The organism is Pseudomonas fluorescens group sp. PF-69 (assembly GCF_054481235.1).
In genome coordinates this window covers 3,278,208-3,297,832 of the sequence record NZ_JBTMNC010000001.1, presented here as the reverse complement: position 1 = coordinate 3,297,832, position 19,625 = coordinate 3,278,208, and the positions used below count along the sequence as shown (strand labels likewise).

The window sequence follows — 19,625 nt, the reverse complement described above, 5'->3', positions numbered from 1 at the left end:
CTCAGGCTTTCGCGTCGAACAGCACGTTGCTGGCCGTATTCAAACTTTCCGCCAGTTTCAGGACTTCTTCGGAAGGGATCTGCCGCACCACCAAACCCGATTCACTGGCAATCACTTTCACAACCACTTTGCCGGAAGCCTCGTCGATGGAGAACTCCAGATTGCGTTTGACCGACTGTACGAATTTTTCGATCTCTTGCACGGCCTGCTTCAACTTGCCCGGATCCGAGCTTTTGCTTTCAGCCACAGGTTGAACGGTATCGTTGTCGCTGCGAGACACAGTAGCCGGTTTATCGGCAGCGGTACCAGGGGCGGCCGGGTAAGACAAATTCAGCTTAACGCTCATGTCCATATCCATCACCTTCTAAAGCAAAAAAGCGAGAGAGCACGACAAGCGCACCCCCCCGCCAAAACTCATTCCGAAATTACTGAAGCAGTTTCAGTACAGCGGAAGGCAGCTGGTTGGCTTGAGCCAGAACAGCGGTGGAAGCTTGTTGCAGGGTTTGTTGCTTGGTCAGCTCCGAAGTCTCTGCTGCGAAGTCGGTGTCTTGTACGCGACCCATTGCAGCGGTGGCGTTCTCGTTGACGTTTTGCAGGTTGGCGATGGTGCTAGTCAGGCGGTTTTGCGAAGCACCGAGGTTTGCACGGTTGGCAGTTACGATGGCGATAGCGGCGTCGATTGCGGTGATTGCACCGTCGATAGCCGAACCGGCGGCAGCACTGGTTGCACCGGTCAGAACAACAGTACCGGAACCTACGGACAGGCTGGCGGCGTCGAACTTGCTGCTCAGGGTCAAGGTGATCTGGTTGGAAGTACCGGTGTTGGCACCTACTTGAATAGTCATGGCGCCAGCAGTACCGTCCAGCAGGTATTTGCCGTTCAGGTTGGTGCTGCTCGCGATACGAGTCAGTTCGTCCGACATCTGGGTGAATTCAGAGTTGGTCGCGGTGCGGTCAGCAGTACCGTTGGTGCCGTTACGTGCTTGTACAGCCAGTTCACGCATACGCTGCAGAATGTTGGTGGTTTCTTGCAGAGCGCCTTCAGCGGTCTGAGCCATCGAGATACCGTCGTTGGCGTTTTTGATCGCTACGGTCTGACCGCGAATCTGGCTGCTCATGCGGGTAGCAATCTGCAGGCCGGCAGCGTCGTCTTTTGCGCTGTTGATTTTCAGGCCGGAAGACAGGCGAGTCATGGAAGTAGACAGGGCGTCCGATGCACGGCCCAGGTTCTTCTGGACGTTCAGGGAAGTAACGTTAGTGTTTACGCCTAAAGACATGATGAGTTCCTCGTTGGTTGGGTGCTGCGGCTTCCGGCCCTGGCAACCGCCGGGTATGGCCTAGAGAACCTTCGTAGTAGTTATCGTCGCGATTGCAGGTTGCTTGAGGGCTTTTTTGAAAAAAATTGCCATCACACTGCCACCCCTCCGAAAACAAAGGCCTGCACGAGACCCACGAGAGAAACTTGACGTCAAAAAACGCCTATAAAAGCGAAGCGAAAAAACGACAGGATTACGCTGACCCAGTAAAAATATCGATTAGAGATAAACGTGGCCTGCTTCCAGCAAGTCGATCAATTCATATTCCATTGAGTCAGCCAACCCCAGCCAGTCCTGCGCTTCCTGTGCAGCGAACATCGACATCAGCAATTGCGCCCACTGCTGCTGGATCGCTGGAGGTGTTCGGCTAAACAGAGTTTGCGACTTCTCAAAGACGTCGACCATGGTCAGCGCCGCCTCGACATCACGCCCGAGACGAAACAGCCCGGCGCACTGACGGCAATCACTGATGCATTGTGCAAAACCACTCACTGCACGAACTCCTGATTGAACGTCGTACCGACAATCATCGCGCCTGCCCGACTGCTGTTAAAAAAGCGCACCTGCGGATGCCCGGCGATGTAGCGCTCCAACTCACACAGGTAACTGCGAAAATTCAACTGCGTGCGCACGCGCTGCCCATGCCCGTCGAGCACCCAGTGCTTGGCCTGACTCACCGCAGGACCCAGCTCGCCATCATTCCAGCCGGCATGGGTTTTGTTCATGGGGAACGCGAAATCGGCGCCGAACAGCGTAATGCGGTCCGCGCCCATCTTCACGGCCAGATCCACCGCTGGATGGATCACACTGCCGCCGACATACAACTCAGCCTTGCTGATCTGCTGGCGGATAGCGGCATAGACCGGACTGGCGGAATACCCGACGTAACGAGCCCCTTGCCACGCCGTCAAGACCTGAGGGTCGCTCAGCGGCAGATAGACCAGAGGGATGTCGCCCGTGTCTTCGGGCGGCAAATGCCTGAAGCTGATGCGTTGGTCGATAGTGACCACCAGGTCCGGCTTGATGCCGTGTTCGCGCAGGGGGCGGTAGGCGGTATCGACGCTGATGAACAAGGGCCGCTGTGCCTGCGCGCGTACCGCTCGAAGCTGCTCGAAATGCTGTTCCAGGCTCGGCCCCGTGGCAATCACATACACTTCCCGACCCTGGCATGTCGCAAACAACTCGGCGACATCGGCATCCTGGCTGACGAGCTCAACACTCTCTTCCAGTCGCTGGACAATCTCCGGGGACTGCGGGTCGAACTCGCGATTATTGAAGGCAAGGTGCACTTCGCTGATCAGCCGATCACGAATCTTGGCGTTAAAATCGTCTGCCAGCAGCATCTCGGAGGGCAACGCAAAAAACGGCAGGTGGATGTCCGGCGAATCACCGGCATACCGCAACTCGATCCGTGGATCGCTGAGCCACTGCCGCTGATCGAGCAACTGCAGCGTCAACAGGAAAATCGCACCGTTGAGGATATGCACGTACAAACGCTGAAGATCGGTGCTCTCAAGCAAGACGGACGGCAAGTCACCCAACCCCGTGCCGTAGACATGCACCACCGGGCTGGCCGGGGGTAGGCTGGCGGCCTGCAGTCGTGCTTCACGCGTACGGTCATGGCGACTGGTGAGCTGAATGCCGGCAATGCTCAGGGTCGAGCCTAAACCTTCTACCAGCGCAGCCTGATCTTCCATACTCGCTTCGGTGATCAACCGTGCAAACAGCGCCGGCCAGCGTCGCTCTATCACCGGAGCATTGTGGTCAAAGCTGTCGCTCATATCGCCTCGCTCGCCATCCAAAAAAAATAGCGTTCAAGGTTACACCCTGAACGCTATTTTTTATGCCCCAAAGTCAGCTCAAGGACGATAAATGATCGCCGAACCCCAGGACAATCCAACACCAAAACCGCTCAACGCGACGCGCTTCCAGCTGGAACCCAGAACGTGTTTTTCCAGCAGCAACGGAATGCTCGACGACACGGTATTACCGGTCTCGACCATGTCCTTGATGAACTTTTCCGGCTCACCTTCGAAGCGTCGCGCCACTGCATCGACAATCGCCGCACTGCCCTGGTGAATGCAGAAGGCATCGACATCGTCAGCCGTCAGTTGCGCTTCAGCCAACAGCTCATGCAAATGCGCCGGAACCTTGAGCAGCGCGAAGTTGAAGACCTGACGGCCGTTCATGAAGAACACGCCATCGGTTACCTTCAGGTGCGGTGCGCCGGAACCGTCGGTGCCGAACTTGGCCTTGCCCAGCTGCCATGGCGCGTCTTCGCCCATCCAGGTAGCGGTGGCAGCGTCGCCGAAGAGCATGGTGGTGTTGCGATCTTCCGGGTCGACGATCTTCGAGTACGGGTCAGCCGTCACCAGCAGACCATTTTTCAGCCCCGTGGCTTCCATGAAACCTTTGATCGCATAGATGCCGTAAACGTAGCCAGAACAGCCCAGGGAGATATCGAACGCAGCGACGGTGGTCGGCAGGCCCAGTTTGTCCTGAACGATCGCTGCAGTATGGGGCAGGCCTTCTTCGTCGCCGTTCTGCGTGACGACGATCAGCACGTCGATAGCTTCACGTTTCAAACCGGGATTGTTGGCAAACAGCGCGTTGACTGCTTCGACACACAGGTCCGATGTTTCCTGCCCGGCGTCTTTGCGCGGCAGGAAAGCCGAACCGATCTTGCCCAGGATGAACTCTTCATCCTTTTCGAATTTTGCACCTTGTGCGTAATTGTCCACGCCGGCTACAGGAACGTAGCTCGCAATGCTTTTTATGCCAATCATTACGACTTCCCAATAATAAACAGCCCAAAACCACCGCTCGCAAGGAATTGAGGGGCGCCGACTAACGGAGAAAAACGTCACCTCGAAGAGGCGACAGCAAGAAGAATAAAAGGCTATCACTGGCCAAAAACAGAGACCAGGCGCCACCTTCCCTATTTATACAATACAGTGAAGATGCGCGTTCTGACTCGCAGGTCACTCTATTTTGCCGAATCAGGGCGATAAGGCGTTATTCGACCAATGACCAGTCCAGTGGCGTCCCACGCTTGATAGCGTGGCGCGCACGGCGCCCCAGAAGGATTTGCGCGTGTTTCGGTGCCAGCCCGAGGCCTGGACGAATGGCACGCAAATTGTCGACGGTGAAGGGTTCACCGGCCGTCATATCCTCGGTGACGTAGAGCGAACGGCGGTACACCAGCGACTTTCGCTCGGCCTCGGACACACCGTAATGCACTTGCCCCATGGCTTGCCAGGCACGTTCGGTTTCGATCACCAGGCTGGCGAGCTCAGCCGGTTCGAGCGAAAAACTGGCGTCCACGCCCCCGGCAGCACGGTCGAGGGTGAAGTGTTTTTCCACCACCGTCGCCCCCAGCGCGACGGCTGCCACCGACACGCCGACGCCCATGGAGTGATCGGACAGGCCCACTTCACAACCAAACAATTCGCGCAGATGAGGAATCGTCCGCACATTGCTATTGGCTGGCGTCGCCGGATAGGTGCTGGTGCACTTGAGTAATACCAGGTCCTGGCAACCGGCCTCGCGGGCAGCACGTACGGTTTCGTCGAGTTCCGCGATACTGGCCATGCCCGTGGAAATGATCAATGGCTTGCCGGTAGCAGCGACCCGCCGAATCAGCGGCAGATCGGTGTTCTCGAAACTGGCGATCTTGTACGCCGGCACGTCGAGGCTTTCCAGGAAGTCCACCGCGCTGTTATCAAACGGCGTGGAGAACGCCAGCATGCCCAGCTCCCTGGCACGGGCGAAAATCGGTGCATGCCACTCCCAGGGTGTATGGGCCTTCTCATACAGCGCGTACAGCGAAGTACCTGCCCACAGGCTGTTCGGGTCCTTGATGAAGAACTCGTCTTCGGACAGGTCCAGGGTCATGGTGTCGGCGGTGTAGGTTTGCAGCTTCAAGGCATGAGCGCCGGCCCTGGAGGCGGCTTCGACGATCTGCAGCGCCACTTCCAGGGACTGGTTATGGTTGCCACTCATCTCGGCAATGATGAACGGCGGCGCATCAGCACCGATGCTACGGTGGCCAATCTTGAAACTAGTCATTGTGGTGATCCTTCAATAGGCGCGTGAAGGCGCAAGCACTCTGGGTGAAACCGGCTTCGCGAAACACCTTCAGCGACGGCTTATTCGCCGGCAAAACCTGCGCGGTAATGGTTTGCAGTTGCGGCCAATGCTGCGTCACGAAAGCTTCGCCTCGCGCCAGCAACGCCCTGCCCCAACCCAGGCCAAATCGCCCTTCGAACAGGTAAATCGAGACTTCGGCTGCGAAGCCGCGCAAGTCATAACGCAGCACCCCGACCGGGCCGTCATCCGCTTCGGCGATCAACAGCAAGCGTTGATCGTTGCTCAGACTGGCAGTCAGCCAGTTTTGATGCGGCTGCCATTCAATCACCCCGGTTTCCAGCGACCAGCGACGCACCGCCTCGGCATTGCGTCCTTCGAACAACAACTGTGCATCGCCTGCTGTCGCCGGGCGCACCTGCAACACCGCACCGGCCAGCGCCGCCGCGACACGCTGCGCACCCCGACCATCGACCAGTTGCCGTGAACGTCCAGCCAGGCTTTGCCGTAATCCCTGATTGCCGACGACAAAACCGATGGCCTGACGCAACTGCTCGACACTGACCTGCTCGCGGGTGCCCAGATACACATGAGCCCCCGACGTCGCCATCACTTCGCCGTTGGCTTGCTGATTATTCGAGACCGCAATACAGATCGTCGGCAGCCCCATGGCCGCCCTCTCCCAACTGGTCCCGCCGCCGGCACCGACAAACAGGTCGGCTTCGGTCATCAATCGGTAAAAGTCGTCGACAAAACGGTGCAAGCGCCAGTTCGGATGATGTGCCGCCAGAACCCGCATTTCCTCCCACGCCGGGTTATCGCCACCGGCAACAAAATCGACTTCAAGCTGATGAAAATCCGCCAGCGCCAGCATCGCGTGGTGAGTCTGCATCGCGGCATCGAAGCCGCCGAAGTTCACCAGTACGCGCTTCGCCTGGCGCTTGATCTTGATCGCCGGGCAGCAGAACTCATCCCGCAGCATGGCGAAGCGTGGTCCGATCAAAGTCCGACAATCGGGTGCAAGCAGTCCGGCATAAGCCTCAGGGGTACCCGACAGATTCTGGTTCAGCAGCAAATCGACGCTGTAGGTGCGCGTCGCCAGATCATCCACCGCCGCAATCCGGGGTGCCCAGCGACGAGCCGCCGTCTGCCAGTGATGATCGAGGCTGTAGTGGTCGACGATGATCCAGTCGAAGGCCTGATGGTGTTCCAGCGCTTGCCCCAGCGCGGCAATGTCCGCCTGCCACGGCAACATGGCTTCGATGGCTTGCTGCGGGTCTTCGTCGGGATAGCGATCCGGCAACGCAAAGGTTTCAAAACCTTCGGCGGCAACGCTGTCGAGTCGATGGCCCTGCAATTGACGACAGGCAAATGCCACGTGCCCGCCCTGCTGGCGCAACACCCTGGCCAGGGTCAGGCAGCGGGCAATGTGACCGCTGCCAATGGTCGGCGAAGCGTCGGCACGGATCAGTACTCTCATTGCAGCTCCCCACCGGCCTTCAGCGCCGCGTAAAGGTATTCGGCGCGCTTCCAGTCCTCGAGGGTATCGATGTCCTGCACCAGATAGCGCGGCAGGATCACCGGCAGGCTTTGCGGTGAATACAACACCTCGCCCTGCAGCCAGGCACTGCTGCGGCCCCAGTAAAACTGCCCGGCGTCTTGATAGGCCGGCGGCAGGTCCTGGGAGCGAGTCTCGCGAAACTGCGGGTACAACGCCATCAAGGCACCCTGCTCATCGAGGGTCAGGGCACGCTGCACCGGAAAGCCGAAATCGCAGACCGAGAAGGCGAAGGACTTGTCCGGATGCTGCTCCAGCAGCTTTAAACCCTGCTGCAAAAATCGCGCTTGCAGCCATGGCGCCGTGGCATAGATGCAACAGGCGCAATCAAAATCCTGGCCTTGTCGAGACAACTCCGCCAAGGCATGCACAATCACCGCCGCCGTGCCGGTGAAATCATCAGCCAATGCCGCGGGCCGCATAAACGGCACTTGCGCACCGCAGGCCCGAGCCAGCGCGGCGATTTCTTCATCGTCGGTGCTGACCACCACCTGGGCGAACAGTCCCGAATCGAGGGCGGTTTGAATCGAACGGGCAATCATCGGCACGTCGTCGAACGGCTTGAGGTTCTTGCGCGGTATGCGTTTACTGCCACCGCGAGCCGGGATGATTGCGACGTTGTTCAAGAGCGTTTTTCCAGCAGGAACCACGTGATGTCGTCTACCGGGAACTGCGGGTCGCGGTGATAACCAAAACCGTAATCCAGCAGTTGCAGGTCAGCGTAACGATCAAGCATTTCACCGGCAAAATCGCGTTTGAACAACTTGCCGCTGTTCCCGCGATAGGACACTTCGACCGGCACCGGGTTGTAGTACTCGGCGATCAGGATATAACGCTGGCTCAACGCATACAGATGGTCATAGGCTGCGGCCAGCAGTTCCGGCGCCAGATGAATCAGCACGCCTTTGCTCAGGGTCAAGTCAAAGCTGCGCTCGCGGGGAAAATCGAACAGCGAGCCGTGCCATATTTGCGCGATGTCCAGCGCCTGGGCCTGGGCACAGGCGCTGGCATTGATCTCCACGCCGAACAGTTCACACCGGGGCAACAGCTGGCGCAGCGCCTGCAAGTTATTGCCGGCATTGGTGCCCACCAGCTCAACCAGGCTGTCAATCCGCCCGGCACGTGTCAGTGCCTTGGCAAACAACGCCAGGTTGGCCGCCACCAGGGGCTGGCCGACGTTGCGGTCGACGTACTGGTTACCGAAGTCGCCTTGCCAGAATCTTTCCTGCTCGCTCAATTCGCGCATCGCACATTCCCATCCGCCGCCTGTGGCGGTATTTATTCGGTCAGCCGGCGCAGTTGCTCGACCACGAAATCCTGTTGCTCATCACTGAGCAACGGAAACAGCGGCAGGCTGATGGCCTCGGCGTAGTAACGTTCGGCTTGCGGAAAGTCGCCCTCGGCGAAACCCAGGTCGCGATAGTACGGCTGCAAGTGCACCGGAATGTAGTGCAGATTCACACCGACGCCGGCAGCTCGCAACCCTTCGAACACCTGTCGATGGCTGAGTTTGATGCGATCAAGTTGCAAGCGCACCACATACAGATGCCACGCCGACTCGGCTTCAGGCTGAGGGCTGGGCAAGGTCAACGGCAAAGACGCCAGCAACCGGTCATAACGCGCCGCCAGTTCACGCCGGCGCTCGATGAAGCCATCCAGTTTGTTCAGTTGCGACAGCCCGAGGGCGGCTTGCAGGTCGGTGATTCGGTAATTGAAGCCCAGTTCCACTTGCTGGTAATACCAGGGGCCATGGCTGGCCTCGGTCATGTGCTGCGGATCGCGAGTCATGCCGTGGCTGCGTAGACGTTGCAAGCGCTCGGCCAGTTCCGGGCGATTAGTCAGCACCATGCCACCTTCGGCGCTGGTGATGATTTTCACCGGATGAAAACTGAACACCGTCATTGCCGCGAAATCACCACAGCCCACCGGTCGCCCGGCATAGGACGCGCCGACCGCATGGGAGGCGTCCTCAATGACCGTGAAAGCATAACGCTCGGCCAGCTCGGCGATCAGCCGCATGTCGCAACTCTGGCCGGAGAACGCCACCGCCACCAGCACCTTAGGCAACGTACCGTTGTCCTCCGCCGCTTCCAGCCTGGCTTTCAGGGCATCAGCATCGAGGTTCCAGGTCAGCGGATCGATGTCGACGAAGTCCACCTCGGCACCGCAATAACGACCGCAATTGGCCGACGCCAGAAAGGTGTTGGGCGTGGTCCACAAACGATCACCCGGCCCGAGCCCGGCCGCCAGGCAAGCGATGTGCAACGCCGCCGTGGCGTTACACACTGCCACCGCAAAATCGGCCTGGCAACGGTCGGCCATGGCCTGTTCGAATCGCTCGATGGTCGGCCCTTGAGTCAGCCAGTCGGACTGCAACACGGCGACCACCGCGTCGATGTCCGCCTGATCGAGACTCTGCCGACCGTAAGGAATCATGCCGACAGCTCCGCGTGCAGATCAGCAATCTGCCCCACCGTCAGGAATTGCGGGTTGGTGTCGGAGCGATACTCGAAGTCTTCGCTCACCGGCTGGCCCTGCTCGCCCAGTTTGTCCACGGAAAAATCCACGTCGACGCTGGTGAAGCGGATCGACGGCTGGATCGTGTAGTGATCGTCGAACTCCAGGGTCATGCGCGCATCGTCCAGCGGCACCATCAGCTCATGGAGTTTTTCGCCCGGACGAATGCCCACGTTCTTGTGCGGCAAGTGCCCGGCCATACCCACCGCCAGATCGACGATGCGGATCGACGGAATCTTCGGCACAAACACTTCACCGCCATGCATGCGGGCAAAGCTGTCGAGCACAAACTGCACGCCGTGATCAAGGGTGATCCAAAAGCGCGTCATGCGCTCATCGGTGATCGGCAGCTCTGTCGCGCCCTCGGCAATCAGCTTGCTGAAGAACGGCACGACCGAACCCCGGGAGCCGGCCACGTTACCGTAACGGACCACCGAGAAGCGTGTGTTCTGGTCCCCGGCAATATTGTTCGCGGCGACGAACAATTTGTCCGACAGCAGCTTGGTTGCGCCGTACAGGTTGATCGGGCTGGCGGCTTTGTCGGTGGACAGCGCGACGACTTTTTTCACGCCGTTATCTATGGCCGCGGCAATGATGTTTTCCGCGCCGTTGACGTTGGTACGAATGCATTCGGTGGGGTTGTACTCGGCCGCCGGCACTTGCTTCAGGGCGGCGGCATGCACCACGTAGTCAATGCCGCGCATGGCCTGGCGCAAACGCTCGGCGTCGCGCACATCGCCCAGGAAGTAACGCATGCACGGCGCGTTGAACGTCTGCTGCATCTCGTACTGCTTGAGCTCATCACGCGAAAACACCACCACCCGCTTGGGCTGATATTGCTCCAGCAGGCGACGGATGAAGTTGCGACCGAACGAACCGGTGCCGCCGGAGATGAAAATCGATTTACCGTTGAACATGCCGCGAATCCTTCTACCTGTGCACCAGACTTAAACCAGCAACCGCGCCCAATCCACACTGGTCGCGCTGCCAAGGGTAAAACCCTTGCCGGTCAAGGCGAGGTTCTTGTTGTACGCCAGATCATGCTGGAACGGCCCCGCCCACTTTTCACGCAAGGCCTGAAGAGTCTGCGGCGCATCGGGCAAGGTGCCTGGGTGAATGACCTGTACTTGCGGCGTCCACACCACCAGATAACCCGCCTGACCAACCTTCAGGCACAGATCGACATCGGCGAAAGCATCGGTGAAGGCGCCTTCGTCCAGTCCGCCAACCTCGTCGAACAACGCTTTGGGGATCATCAGGCACACGGCCGAGACGGCCGAATAGTTTTGTTCCAGCACCAGACGATTCAGGTAGCCCTTGGCATCCTTCGGCTCACCGACAAAGGCCGAACCGACGCCGTCGTTCATGCCCAGAATCAGCCCGGCCTGGGTAACGTTGCCGTCGCGGTTCTGCAACTTGGCACCGACCACGCCCACTTCCGGACGCTGGGCCTGGTTGAGCAGGGATTCGAGCCAGTTGGGGTTGACCACTTCACTGTCCGCTGCCAGCAGCACCAGGTATTCACCCTGGGCCTGCTGACTGGCTTCGTTGTACAAGGCCGACGTGCTGAGACGCTCTTGCGCGCGCAAGACACGGACCCGGTCGCCCGGCTGTCCGAGACCGTCCAGCCATTGCAGAAGGTCGGGGGACTGACTCGCGTTATCGGCAATCAGCACTTCGTAACGGGTGTAGCGGGTACGTTGCACGATGCCGGTGAGGCAACGTTGAAGTTGCTCCAGATCGTCCTGGCTCGCCACAATGATTGTCACCAGCGGACGTTCAGTGTGACGGTAGTCGATACGGTAAGTGCCAGGTTCGTCCGAGCTGACTTGCGCCTTGTAGCCACGGGTCGCGAGGTGACGGATCAACGCCTGACGCTCGTGGGCGTTTTCCTCCAGTACCGGTGCACGGGCGATCAGCAGCGGCTCGTCCAGATGTGCCAGCCAGGCCAGGCCGCCCTGTTCGATGATGCGCAGCAGCAGGTCGAATTCCAGCGCCTTGCTGAAGTCGGCCTGGTAACCGCCCGCGTCCAGCAACACATCCTTGCGAATCAGCCAGTGTCGCGCCATCAGCGCTGGGAGGCTTTGCAGCAGGTCGAGGTTAAAGCCTGGACGGAACACATCCACCAGCGCACCATTGGCATCGCGGTGAATTTCGTCGGATGCCACCGCTCGGCATTCAGGCGCGGCACGCAGTTCCAGTCCGGCGCGCAGCAGACCACCCGCAGTGAACTCGTCACCCGCCTCGGTCAGCAGCAACCAGTCGCACGTCGATTGACGCGCGATCTGATTGAGCTTGTCGACATAGTTGACCGGGGTTACACGAACAAAGTGCAGCGTGTTGCGCTCTGTGGTGGCCGTCAACAATTCGCCCGTGGTGAACACCACGATCTTGAAGGCGTGGTTGTGACCTTCCAGCAAACTGTCGAGGGTGATTTGCAGTTTGGCCGCGTCGTTTTCGAGGTCCAGCACCAAAATGCCAAATTGTGGACCACCGTTGTGGTCCGCCAGGAAACGCGAAGTCGCGGCGACTTCGTCAGCCTCAGGGGCGCGCGCCGCCAGCCACTTGAGCAGGCGACCGGAGCGCATGGCACCGAACGCCTCGTCATTGCCTTGCGTCGATACAGCGTCCAGGCGCTCGGCCCAGGCGAACATGTCCCGCGCCTCGTCGGCGTCGCCTAGCAGTTCCAACTGCTGCGCCAGGCGCTTGACCACTTGACGGTTGAACGGGCTGCGGTCATACGCATGCCAGAGTCGCTCGACAACACTTTCAGTCGTGTCGTTGTTGCGAGGACGCATCATGTCTTCCTGGTGCGCCCAAATACCTTCGAGCCCCTGGAGCTGAACACGGCCGGCCGGCATGCCGTGCAGCATCATCTCGAATCGGCTCAACAGATCGAAAAACGGCTGATTGTAGAAAGGCATTTCTACGTATTGCAAAAGCCCGAAGCGACGGCTTGGCCCCTTCTGCACATCAGTCCAGCGCGACTCGAAAATAGGTTCGGCGGTCAGCGCCCGACGGTTACGCAGGCTGTCGGCCAGAGCCTCGAAACTGTCCAGTGCCAACTGCTTGCCCTGCGCGGGATCGAGCCCCGTCTGGGCACTTGGCAACGTCGACAGTAATTGAGCGTAAGTCTCACGATCCGCCACCGATTTTGCATCGGCTAGGGTCAGGGTGCTGTAGATCTCGGTGTTGTGCTCCGACTCCAGGTAATTGACCTCGCGCACCACATAAGGGATCGGCAGAATTCGCGCCTTGGCCCTCGCCAACATGTAGTACGCATGACCGATTTCCTGCCATTCAAAGATGGTGTCTTGCGGCATGAGCGCGTACCAGTCACGCAACATCGCGGTACGGTGAACGGCATAGAACGGGGGAATGTACTGATGCATGAAGTCAATCACGCGATCCTGAGCGCGATCGGACGAATAGTCTTCACAAACCTTCTTGTCCCGGCGGTAATAGCTCACGCTATCGGCCAGCGCCAGATACATCAGGCAGTAACCATGGCACATGCCGTAGTCCGGGTTCGCTTCCAGGAACGAGACCGAAGCGTCGAGGGCGTCATGCACGATGAAGTCATCGTCGGCAGCGAACACCATGTAGGGCGTAGTGACTTGTTGCACACCGTAATCGAGCTTGGCCCGAATGCCCCAATAGCCGTACTGCGGCAAATGCCGGTAGTCGATGCCAGGGTAAGCACCGTCGATGCCATCGGTGACCTTAGCTGAAGAATCCAGCACCAGAATCCTGCAAGGCAAGGCGCTGTAAAACTTCACTGCCCGACGCGCAAATGCCGGGCGATTGTGGGTAATCACTACCACCGTCACCAACTCGTTCAGTGGTAATCCGCTTTCAGAAACGTACTTGCCTTGCATATTCTTTCCCCACAACCGGCGTATCGCCCGATGAACTCAACAATGATGTCGTTGCTTAACGAACCCGACGCAGATAACCGTCCGGTGCCACGGTGATCAGCAGTTTGCTGTGAATCCGGGCATCGATTTCAAAATCGCGATTCTCTTCCAGATAGGCCCATACGGCAGTTTTCGGGTTGTCACCCTTGCCCCAAGGACGATCCGGGAAGGCGTCTTCGGGCATGTCTTCGACCACGGTGTCCATCACCACGCAATAACTGCCGACCGAAACCAGCGGTGCATACAGACGCAACTCTTCAAGCACATGCTCATGGGTATGGTTGGAGTCCAGAACCACCAGCACTTTCTTGCCGGCAACCCGCGCACGGACCTCGTCAACTATGGCCGTATCGATACTCGACCCCTGGATCATGCTGATCCGTCGAGCCATCGGATGGGCTTCAATGGCTTCGCGGTTGTGTTGACGAATATCGATGTCCACACCCAGCACTTCGCCGTGACCGATCAGTTCCATCATCGAGGCGTAAAACACCAGGGAGCCGCCGTGGGCGATGCCCGTTTCGACAATCACATCCGGGCGCAGGTCCCAGATGATTTCCTGCATGGCGACCATGTCCTGAGGAAACTGAATGATTGGCCGGCCCATCCAGCTGAAGTTGTAGGTGTACTTGTGTTTGGCCGTGACACCGACCCAGTCCAGCGACTCGGACCGAAGTTTTTTGTCCTGCTGCAAACCTTCGATGTTCTGGCTTACTTCTTTGCGAAACTGCTCATGAGGATTCATGCAAACACTCCGTTACGGGGTTTTGTCAGTTGAAAACCCGGCCGTCCTGATAAGGAACAGCCTGAGTCTTGATAATTCGAGCTGGATTGCCCACAACGACTGCGTAGTCGGGGACGTCCCGGGTGACCACGGCTCCGGCGCCGACTGTCGCCCAGCGACCGATGCGCAACCGTGGCAGGATGGTGGCGTTGACGCCGATGAAAGCACCGTCACCCACTTCGACGCAGCCGGCGATAGCAACACCGGGCGCCATGAACACGGAATGCCCGATCCGGCCTTCGTGCCCGATCACGCTGCCGTAGCTGATGCTGCTGTTATCGCCCAGGGACACTTCAGCCTGGATGATCACGCCTTCCTGGAGATAGTTACCGGTGCCCATGCGCGTCATGCTCAGATCGATGCCCGGGTGCAGGAAGTTGCCCAGCGTCCCCCCGGCCTCGATGATCTGTCGTGTGGTCTCGTAACGGGTCTTGGTGTCGCGGGTGATCAGGTTCACAAACTGCGTATCCGGGCCTTTCAAATCGGCCACACGCTCCACTCCACCGATCACCGGCACGCCGTAAAACAAGGTGCCGTGCTTGGCTGCATCGTTGTCGAGAAACGCAAACTCCACGGCCGGATCGGCCCGTTTGACGGAGCCTATCATGCGCACTGCTTCAGGGTTCGCCGCCCCCAACAGGTAGACGATCACAGTACATTCCTTTGCTGGCAGACCGCGCGAATGACCTCAATCACCCGCTGCTGATCGGCGTCGGTCATGTCGTGATAGCTCGGCAGATTGATGGCCCGCTCCGACAGCGAAAACGCCATCGGCGTGTGCACCGGTTTATCGGCGAACATCGGCAGTGCCGACAATGGCCAGAAAAACACCCGCGCATCGATATCGGCGGCCTGAAAGGCTTCGATCAATAGCTCCCGGGTAATCCCAGTGTTTTCATGGAACACCACCGTGGGCATCCAGTACCCATTCCTGGAGTGATGCGGCTGCGGGTTCATGGACAGCAACGGGATATCCAGCAGCCCTTGGGCATAACGATCGAAGATCGCGCGTTTACGGGCGATCAGCTCATCGACACGTTCGATCTGGGCGCAACCGATCGCGGCCTGCAGATTACTCATCTTGTACTTGAAACCGATGAAGTCCGGCCAAAATTGACGTTTGCTGCCGTTGACCCGACCGTGATTGGAGAGCGTAAGCACTCGCTCATACAGCGCCTTGTCCGAGGTCACGAAAATCCCGCCTTCTCCGGTGGTCATGGTCTTGGTGCCATGAAAGGAGAATGCGCCAAAAGCCCCCAACGAGCCGGCGGCTTTACCACGCCATTGCGAGCCGATGGCTTCGGCGGCGTCTTCGATGACAGCAATACCGTGCTCACGGCCGATCTCCAGCAACGCGTCCAAATCACACAGATTGCCGTACAAATGCACTGCCACGATGGCCTTGGTTCGCGGAGTAATGGCTTTGCGCACCTGTTCCGGATCCAGGCACCAACTGTCCGCCAACACGTCGACGAAAACCGGGGTAGCCCCCAGGTAATCGATGGGCGCCGCCGAAGCGATCCAGTTGGTATTCGCCAGAATCACTTCATCGCCCGGACCGATGTCAAGTGCCGCCATTCCCATGTGCAAAGCGCCGGTGCAACTGGACGTCGCGATGGCATACGGTACGTCCATGTGCTGTGCGAAGGATTTTTCGAAACGTGTGATGTATTCGTAGCAGCGCTCACCCCAGCCATGCTGCACAGCGTCCAGCACGTACTTGGCCTCCAGTTCACCCACACTGGGCTTGGTATAGTGAATTCGGCTCATCTGAAGCTCAACTCCGGAATGGCAACGACAAAACGTGCGCCCCAACTGCGGACAACCGCGAATTGCTGGGTAATCTCGTACAGCAGGTTCCATGGCAGTACCAGAACGTAATCCGGCTTTTCGATTTCAATCCGCTCGGGAGAAACCACCGGAATGCGGCTGCCCGGCAAGTACTTGCCTTGCTTGTGCGGACTGGCATCTGCCACCCAGGCCAACAGATCCGGCTTGACCCCGGCGTAGTTGAGCAATGTGTTGCCCTTGGCGGCGGCGCCGTAACCGACCACGATCTTGCCATCAGCCTTGGCCTGCAACAGGAAACGCAGCAGTTCGTGTTTGATACGTTCGGCATTAGGCGCGAGGGTCGAGTAGTACCCGGCGGTTTTTACCCCGGCGTCGAGCTCGGCCTTCAGTTGCAGTTGAACAGCCGGCTGTACGTCGCGGCGAACGCCATCGGCGCGCTGGACGAAGACCCGAAGCGATCCGCCATGGGTGGTCAGCTGACTGACGTCGAATACTTCCAGGCCGTTGCGCTCGCACAGCGTCTGCACGGCAGTCAACGACAGGTAGGAATAGTGCTCGTGGTACAGCGTGTCGAACTGCTGGCCAGCCATCAGTGTGAGCAACTGCGGAAACTCGAACGTCGCCACGCCGGTTGGCTTGAGCAGGGTCGCGAAACCGCCAAGGAAATCGTTGATGTCCGGCACGTGGGCCAACACGTTGTTGGCGGCCATCAGGTCGGCGGCCCAGCCTTCAGTGTTCAACTGTGATGCGGTGTCGCGACCGAAGAACAGTTCGCGGATCTCCAGGCCTTTTTCCCGCGCCGCTTGCGCGGTGCTTCGGGTCGGCTCAACGCCCAGGCAAGGAATGCCGCGCTTGGCCACGTACTGCAACAGGTAACCGTCGTTCGCGGCGATTTCCACCACGCGGCTATCGGTCGTCAGGTCGAAACGCTCAACCATCTCGGCCACATAGCGCTCGGCGTGGGCCAGCCAGGTGCTGGAGAACGAACTGAAATAGGCGTACTCGGCGTCGAACAGGCTGTCGGCGCGGGTGTAGTCCTCGGTCTGCACCAGCCAGCAGTGCTGACACACCGCCACTTTCAGCGGCACCCATTGCTCGGCGTGCTCAAGCTGATCGGCGCACACATAGGCGTTGGACGGCGGCGAAGTGCCGAGATCGATCAGCGGCAAAGCCAAAGAAGTCCCGCAACCACGGCAGTTCATACACGCACTCCAGCGAAGTACTGATCGAGCAAGGGATGGCTGGAGTCCCGGGCCGACAGATTATTGACAGGCAACGGCCAGGCAATCGCCAGCCTTGGATCGTTGACACTCAAACCGCCCTCGTGCGCAGGCGCGTAGTCCGCGCTGTGCAGGTAGAGCAACTCGGCGTCGTCGGTGAGGGTCTGGAAACCGTGGGCGAACCCGGCCGGGATCAGCAGGCTGCGGCCGTCGCCGGCCCGCAGGTGTTCGGCGTGCCAATGCAGGAACGTCTCGGAGTCAGGGCGCAAGTCCACTGCCACATCCCAGACTTCACCGCGCAGGCAGCTGATCAACTTGGCTTCCGGCGCGCTGGCGTTCTGATAATGCAGACCGCGCACACTGCCGCATTCACGGGTGCGGGAATGGTTGATCTGACGGATATGAAACGGCTGGCCGAACGCGCTCAGGCTGCCTTCGCAAAACAGGCGCGCGAAATGCCCGCGCTCATCCTCGAAGCGTTTGTGTTGCACGCTGAACAGGCCGGCCAGCGGCAACGGTTTCAACAGAAACTCGCTCACAGCGCGCCTCGGTACAGGTTCAATTGACCCAGGGTGATGGCGCGCATGTCATCGCCGTTCTGCCAGGCCAGGTGCCAATCAAGGGTTTGGGTCAGGCACTGCTGCAACGACCAGCGCGGCTGCCAGGCCAACAATTGGCGAGCACGGCTGCTGTCCAGGCGCAACAGACCCGCTTCATGCAAATCACTCGGTTCGATGCGCAAGCCACGCGCTTGTGGCCAGCGGTTGGCGAGCAACTTGACCACTTCGCCAACGCTGCACATGTCCGCTTCGCTCGGACCGAAGTTCCACGCGCCGGTAAACTCCGGGCCGTGCTCGTAGAGGCCGACGGCCAGTTGCAGGTAACCGGCCAGCGGTTCCAGCGCGTGCTGCCACGGGCGCACGGCGTGTGGGTAGCGCAGGGTCACGGGTTCGTCGGCGGACCACGCCTTCAAGACGTCGGGAATCAATCGTTCCGGAGCAAAATCCCCCCCACCCAGCACGTTGCCGGCACGCGCCGTGGCGAGTGCCAGGCCATGCTCGGCATATTTTTCGGCCGGGAAAAATGACGCGACATACGACTGCGCGAGCAACTCGCAACAGGCCTTGCTGCTGCTGTAAGGATCATGCCCGCCGAGGGCTTCGTTTTCACGGTAGGGCCACACCCATTCCTGATTGGCGTAAACCTTGTCGGTGGTCACCAGCACGCACGCGCGAACGCCGCCGACCTGACGGATCGCCTCGAGCAGATTGAGCGTGCCCATGACGTTGCTGGAGTAAGTCCCCAGCGGATCGCGATAGCCTTCGCGCACCAGCGGTTGGGCTGCCAGGTGCAGGACAATTTCCGGTTGGGTTTCGGCGATCAATTCCAGCAAGGCACCCAGGTCACGCAGGTCACCGCGTTGATCGTTGATGCCTTCGTGAACACGCGCCAGTTCGAACAGGCTTGGCTCGGTGGACGGATCAAGGGAAAACCCGCTGACCTCGGCGCCGAGGCTTTGCAGCCACAACGTCAGCCAACTGCCTTTGAAACCGGTGTGGCCAGTCAGCAGAACCCGCTTGCCGCGCCAGAACTCCGGGCTCAGTCCCATTGTTTCCATGGGGCCTCCCCGCTCTGCCACAAATGCTCCAGATGGTTCTTGTCACGCAGGGTGTCCATCGGATGCCAGAAGCCATCGTGCTGGAATGCGTTCAGTTGCCCTTCGGCAGCCAGGGTCGTCAACGGCTGCGACTCCCAGACTGTTTCGTCGGCAGTGATCAGCGACAGCACTTTGGGTGACAAGACGAAGAAGCCACCGTTGATCCAGCCCCCATCGCCGCGAGGTTTTTCGATGAAACCACGCACCAGATCGCCGTCACGCTCCAGCGCGCCGTAACGTCCGGGTGGCTGCACCGCCGTGACCGTCGCCAACTTACCGCTGCTTAAGTGAAAATCCACCAAAGCGCCAATGTTTAGATCCGAGACGCCGTCGCCGTAGGTGAAACAGAACGCCTGTTCGCCTTCAACGTAACGGGCGGCGCGACGCAGGCGGCCACCGGTCATGGTGTCTTCGCCGGTGTCGATCAGGGTCACGCGCCACGGCTCGCTGTAGTTCTGGTGAACGTCCATGCGATTGTTGGACATGTCGAAGGTGACGTCAGAGGTGTGCAGGAAGTAGTTGGCGAAGAAGTCCTTGATCGCATAGCCCTTGTAGCCCAGGCAAATCACGAAGTCGTGAATTCCATGAGCGGAATACTGCTTCATGATGTGCCAGAGAATTGGCTTGCCACCGATCTCGATCATTGGCTTGGGCTTGAGGTGCGACTCCTCGCTGATGCGCGTGCCCAGACCACCCGCCAGAATAACTGCCTTCATCATTTCCCCTTTTGTTCGTCACAGGGCCTGCCCAAGCCTGACAAGGCTTTGCGGCCATCTGGA

Annotated in this window: 19 protein-coding genes; all 19 read right to left on the bottom strand. The window is 59.3% G+C overall.

Annotated features, from left to right (window positions below):
* Position 1 precedes the first annotated feature (1 nt).
* The 19 genes from ACX3YF_RS15310 to rfbF all read right to left on the bottom strand — a co-directional run bounded on the left by ACX3YF_RS15310 (position 2) and on the right by rfbF (position 19,562).
* Complete coding sequence (locus ACX3YF_RS15310; protein WP_103402466.1) at positions 2-352, bottom strand: flagellar protein FlaG; 351 nt, start codon at positions 350-352, stop codon at positions 2-4.
* Between the two features lie 73 nt (positions 353-425).
* Entirely contained in the window at positions 426-1,277 is an 852-nt protein-coding gene (locus ACX3YF_RS15305) for a flagellin domain-containing protein (protein ID WP_130203795.1), read from the bottom strand.
* Positions 1,278-1,535: 258 nt separating this feature from the next.
* A complete protein-coding gene (locus ACX3YF_RS15300) occupies positions 1,536-1,808 on the bottom strand; it encodes a hypothetical protein (protein ID WP_103402464.1) in 273 nt (90 codons plus the stop codon).
* Positions 1,805-3,097, bottom strand: coding sequence for a motility associated factor glycosyltransferase family protein (locus tag ACX3YF_RS15295; protein WP_103402463.1), 1,293 nt, complete (start codon positions 3,095-3,097; stop codon positions 1,805-1,807). Before ACX3YF_RS15295 ends, ACX3YF_RS15300 begins: the two co-directional genes overlap by 4 nt.
* Positions 3,098-3,175: 78 nt before the next feature.
* Complete coding sequence (locus ACX3YF_RS15290) at positions 3,176-4,102, bottom strand: ketoacyl-ACP synthase III (RefSeq protein WP_103402462.1); 927 nt, start codon at positions 4,100-4,102, stop codon at positions 3,176-3,178.
* 229 nt (positions 4,103-4,331) lie between these two features.
* Complete coding sequence (pseI, locus tag ACX3YF_RS15285; protein ID WP_103402461.1) at positions 4,332-5,384, bottom strand: pseudaminic acid synthase; 1,053 nt, start codon at positions 5,382-5,384, stop codon at positions 4,332-4,334.
* Positions 5,377-6,882: a UDP-2,4-diacetamido-2,4,6-trideoxy-beta-L-altropyranose hydrolase gene (gene pseG, locus ACX3YF_RS15280; RefSeq protein ID WP_130203797.1), complete on the bottom strand. Its 1,506-nt coding sequence runs from the start codon at positions 6,880-6,882 to the stop codon at positions 5,377-5,379. Before pseG ends, pseI begins: the two co-directional genes overlap by 8 nt.
* The gene (gene pseF, locus ACX3YF_RS15275; RefSeq protein WP_130203798.1) at positions 6,879-7,586 is read right to left on the bottom strand and encodes a pseudaminic acid cytidylyltransferase; all 708 of its coding nucleotides are present in this window, start codon (positions 7,584-7,586) and stop codon (positions 6,879-6,881) included. Before pseF ends, pseG begins: the two co-directional genes overlap by 4 nt.
* Complete coding sequence (locus ACX3YF_RS15270; RefSeq protein ID WP_130203799.1) at positions 7,583-8,206, bottom strand: pseudaminic acid biosynthesis-associated methylase; 624 nt, start codon at positions 8,204-8,206, stop codon at positions 7,583-7,585. The genes pseF and ACX3YF_RS15270 overlap by 4 nt, the downstream gene beginning before the upstream one ends.
* Before the next feature lie 32 nt (positions 8,207-8,238).
* Positions 8,239-9,396 carry a UDP-4-amino-4,6-dideoxy-N-acetyl-beta-L-altrosamine transaminase gene (pseC, locus tag ACX3YF_RS15265; protein WP_103402457.1) on the bottom strand — a complete coding sequence of 386 codons (1,158 nt, stop codon included), beginning with the start codon at positions 9,394-9,396 and terminating at the stop codon, positions 8,239-8,241.
* Positions 9,393-10,394, bottom strand: a complete 1,002-nt coding sequence (pseB, locus tag ACX3YF_RS15260; protein ID WP_103402456.1) for a UDP-N-acetylglucosamine 4,6-dehydratase (inverting) — start codon at positions 10,392-10,394, stop codon at positions 9,393-9,395. Before pseB ends, pseC begins: the two co-directional genes overlap by 4 nt.
* Positions 10,395-10,424: 30 nt before the next feature.
* Positions 10,425-13,355, bottom strand: a complete 2,931-nt coding sequence (locus tag ACX3YF_RS15255; protein ID WP_103402455.1) for a TIGR00180 family glycosyltransferase — start codon at positions 13,353-13,355, stop codon at positions 10,425-10,427.
* A 55-nt stretch (positions 13,356-13,410) separates the two neighbouring features.
* On the bottom strand, positions 13,411-14,139 hold the full coding sequence (locus ACX3YF_RS15250; RefSeq protein WP_103402454.1) for a cephalosporin hydroxylase family protein: 729 nt from the start codon (positions 14,137-14,139) through the stop codon (positions 13,411-13,413).
* Positions 14,140-14,164: 25 nt separating this feature from the next.
* Complete coding sequence (locus tag ACX3YF_RS15245; protein ID WP_103402453.1) at positions 14,165-14,830, bottom strand: acetyltransferase; 666 nt, start codon at positions 14,828-14,830, stop codon at positions 14,165-14,167.
* Positions 14,827-15,948: a DegT/DnrJ/EryC1/StrS family aminotransferase gene (locus tag ACX3YF_RS15240; RefSeq protein WP_103402452.1), complete on the bottom strand. Its 1,122-nt coding sequence runs from the start codon at positions 15,946-15,948 to the stop codon at positions 14,827-14,829. Before ACX3YF_RS15240 ends, ACX3YF_RS15245 begins: the two co-directional genes overlap by 4 nt.
* Positions 15,945-17,171, bottom strand: coding sequence for a class I SAM-dependent methyltransferase (locus ACX3YF_RS15235; RefSeq protein WP_130203803.1), 1,227 nt, complete (start codon positions 17,169-17,171; stop codon positions 15,945-15,947). Before ACX3YF_RS15235 ends, ACX3YF_RS15240 begins: the two co-directional genes overlap by 4 nt.
* Positions 17,168-17,728, bottom strand: coding sequence for a dTDP-4-dehydrorhamnose 3,5-epimerase family protein (locus tag ACX3YF_RS15230; protein ID WP_130203804.1), 561 nt, complete (start codon positions 17,726-17,728; stop codon positions 17,168-17,170). Before ACX3YF_RS15230 ends, ACX3YF_RS15235 begins: the two co-directional genes overlap by 4 nt.
* Positions 17,725-18,807 (bottom strand): CDP-glucose 4,6-dehydratase, encoded by a 1,083-nt coding sequence (gene rfbG / locus ACX3YF_RS15225; protein WP_103402449.1) that lies wholly within the window; start codon positions 18,805-18,807, stop codon positions 17,725-17,727. The genes ACX3YF_RS15230 and rfbG overlap by 4 nt, the downstream gene beginning before the upstream one ends.
* Positions 18,789-19,562 (bottom strand): glucose-1-phosphate cytidylyltransferase, encoded by a 774-nt coding sequence (gene rfbF, locus ACX3YF_RS15220; RefSeq protein ID WP_103402448.1) that lies wholly within the window; start codon positions 19,560-19,562, stop codon positions 18,789-18,791. The genes rfbG and rfbF overlap by 19 nt, the downstream gene beginning before the upstream one ends.
* Positions 19,563-19,625 lie beyond the last annotated feature (63 nt).

Coding starts and splice junctions, on each gene's coding strand:
- ACX3YF_RS15310 (WP_103402466.1), bottom strand. CDS start 352: ATGGACATGAGCGTTAAGCTGAATTTGTCTTACCCGGCCGCCCCTGGT.
- ACX3YF_RS15305 (WP_130203795.1), bottom strand. CDS start 1,277: ATGTCTTTAGGCGTAAACACTAACGTTACTTCCCTGAACGTCCAGAAG.
- ACX3YF_RS15295 (WP_103402463.1), bottom strand. CDS start 3,097: ATGAGCGACAGCTTTGACCACAATGCTCCGGTGATAGAGCGACGCTGG.
- ACX3YF_RS15290 (WP_103402462.1), bottom strand. CDS start 4,102: ATGATTGGCATAAAAAGCATTGCGAGCTACGTTCCTGTAGCCGGCGTG.
- pseI (WP_103402461.1), bottom strand. CDS start 5,384: ATGACTAGTTTCAAGATTGGCCACCGTAGCATCGGTGCTGATGCGCCG.
- pseG (WP_130203797.1), bottom strand. CDS start 6,882: ATGAGAGTACTGATCCGTGCCGACGCTTCGCCGACCATTGGCAGCGGT.
- ACX3YF_RS15270 (WP_130203799.1), bottom strand. CDS start 8,206: ATGCGCGAATTGAGCGAGCAGGAAAGATTCTGGCAAGGCGACTTCGGT.
- pseC (WP_103402457.1), bottom strand. CDS start 9,396: ATGATTCCTTACGGTCGGCAGAGTCTCGATCAGGCGGACATCGACGCG.
- pseB (WP_103402456.1), bottom strand. CDS start 10,394: ATGTTCAACGGTAAATCGATTTTCATCTCCGGCGGCACCGGTTCGTTC.
- ACX3YF_RS15255 (WP_103402455.1), bottom strand. CDS start 13,355: ATGCAAGGCAAGTACGTTTCTGAAAGCGGATTACCACTGAACGAGTTG.
- ACX3YF_RS15250 (WP_103402454.1), bottom strand. CDS start 14,139: ATGAATCCTCATGAGCAGTTTCGCAAAGAAGTAAGCCAGAACATCGAA.
- ACX3YF_RS15240 (WP_103402452.1), bottom strand. CDS start 15,948: ATGAGCCGAATTCACTATACCAAGCCCAGTGTGGGTGAACTGGAGGCC.
- ACX3YF_RS15235 (WP_130203803.1), bottom strand. CDS start 17,171: ATGAACTGCCGTGGTTGCGGGACTTCTTTGGCTTTGCCGCTGATCGAT.
- rfbG (WP_103402449.1), bottom strand. CDS start 18,807: ATGGAAACAATGGGACTGAGCCCGGAGTTCTGGCGCGGCAAGCGGGTT.
- rfbF (WP_103402448.1), bottom strand. CDS start 19,562: ATGAAGGCAGTTATTCTGGCGGGTGGTCTGGGCACGCGCATCAGCGAG.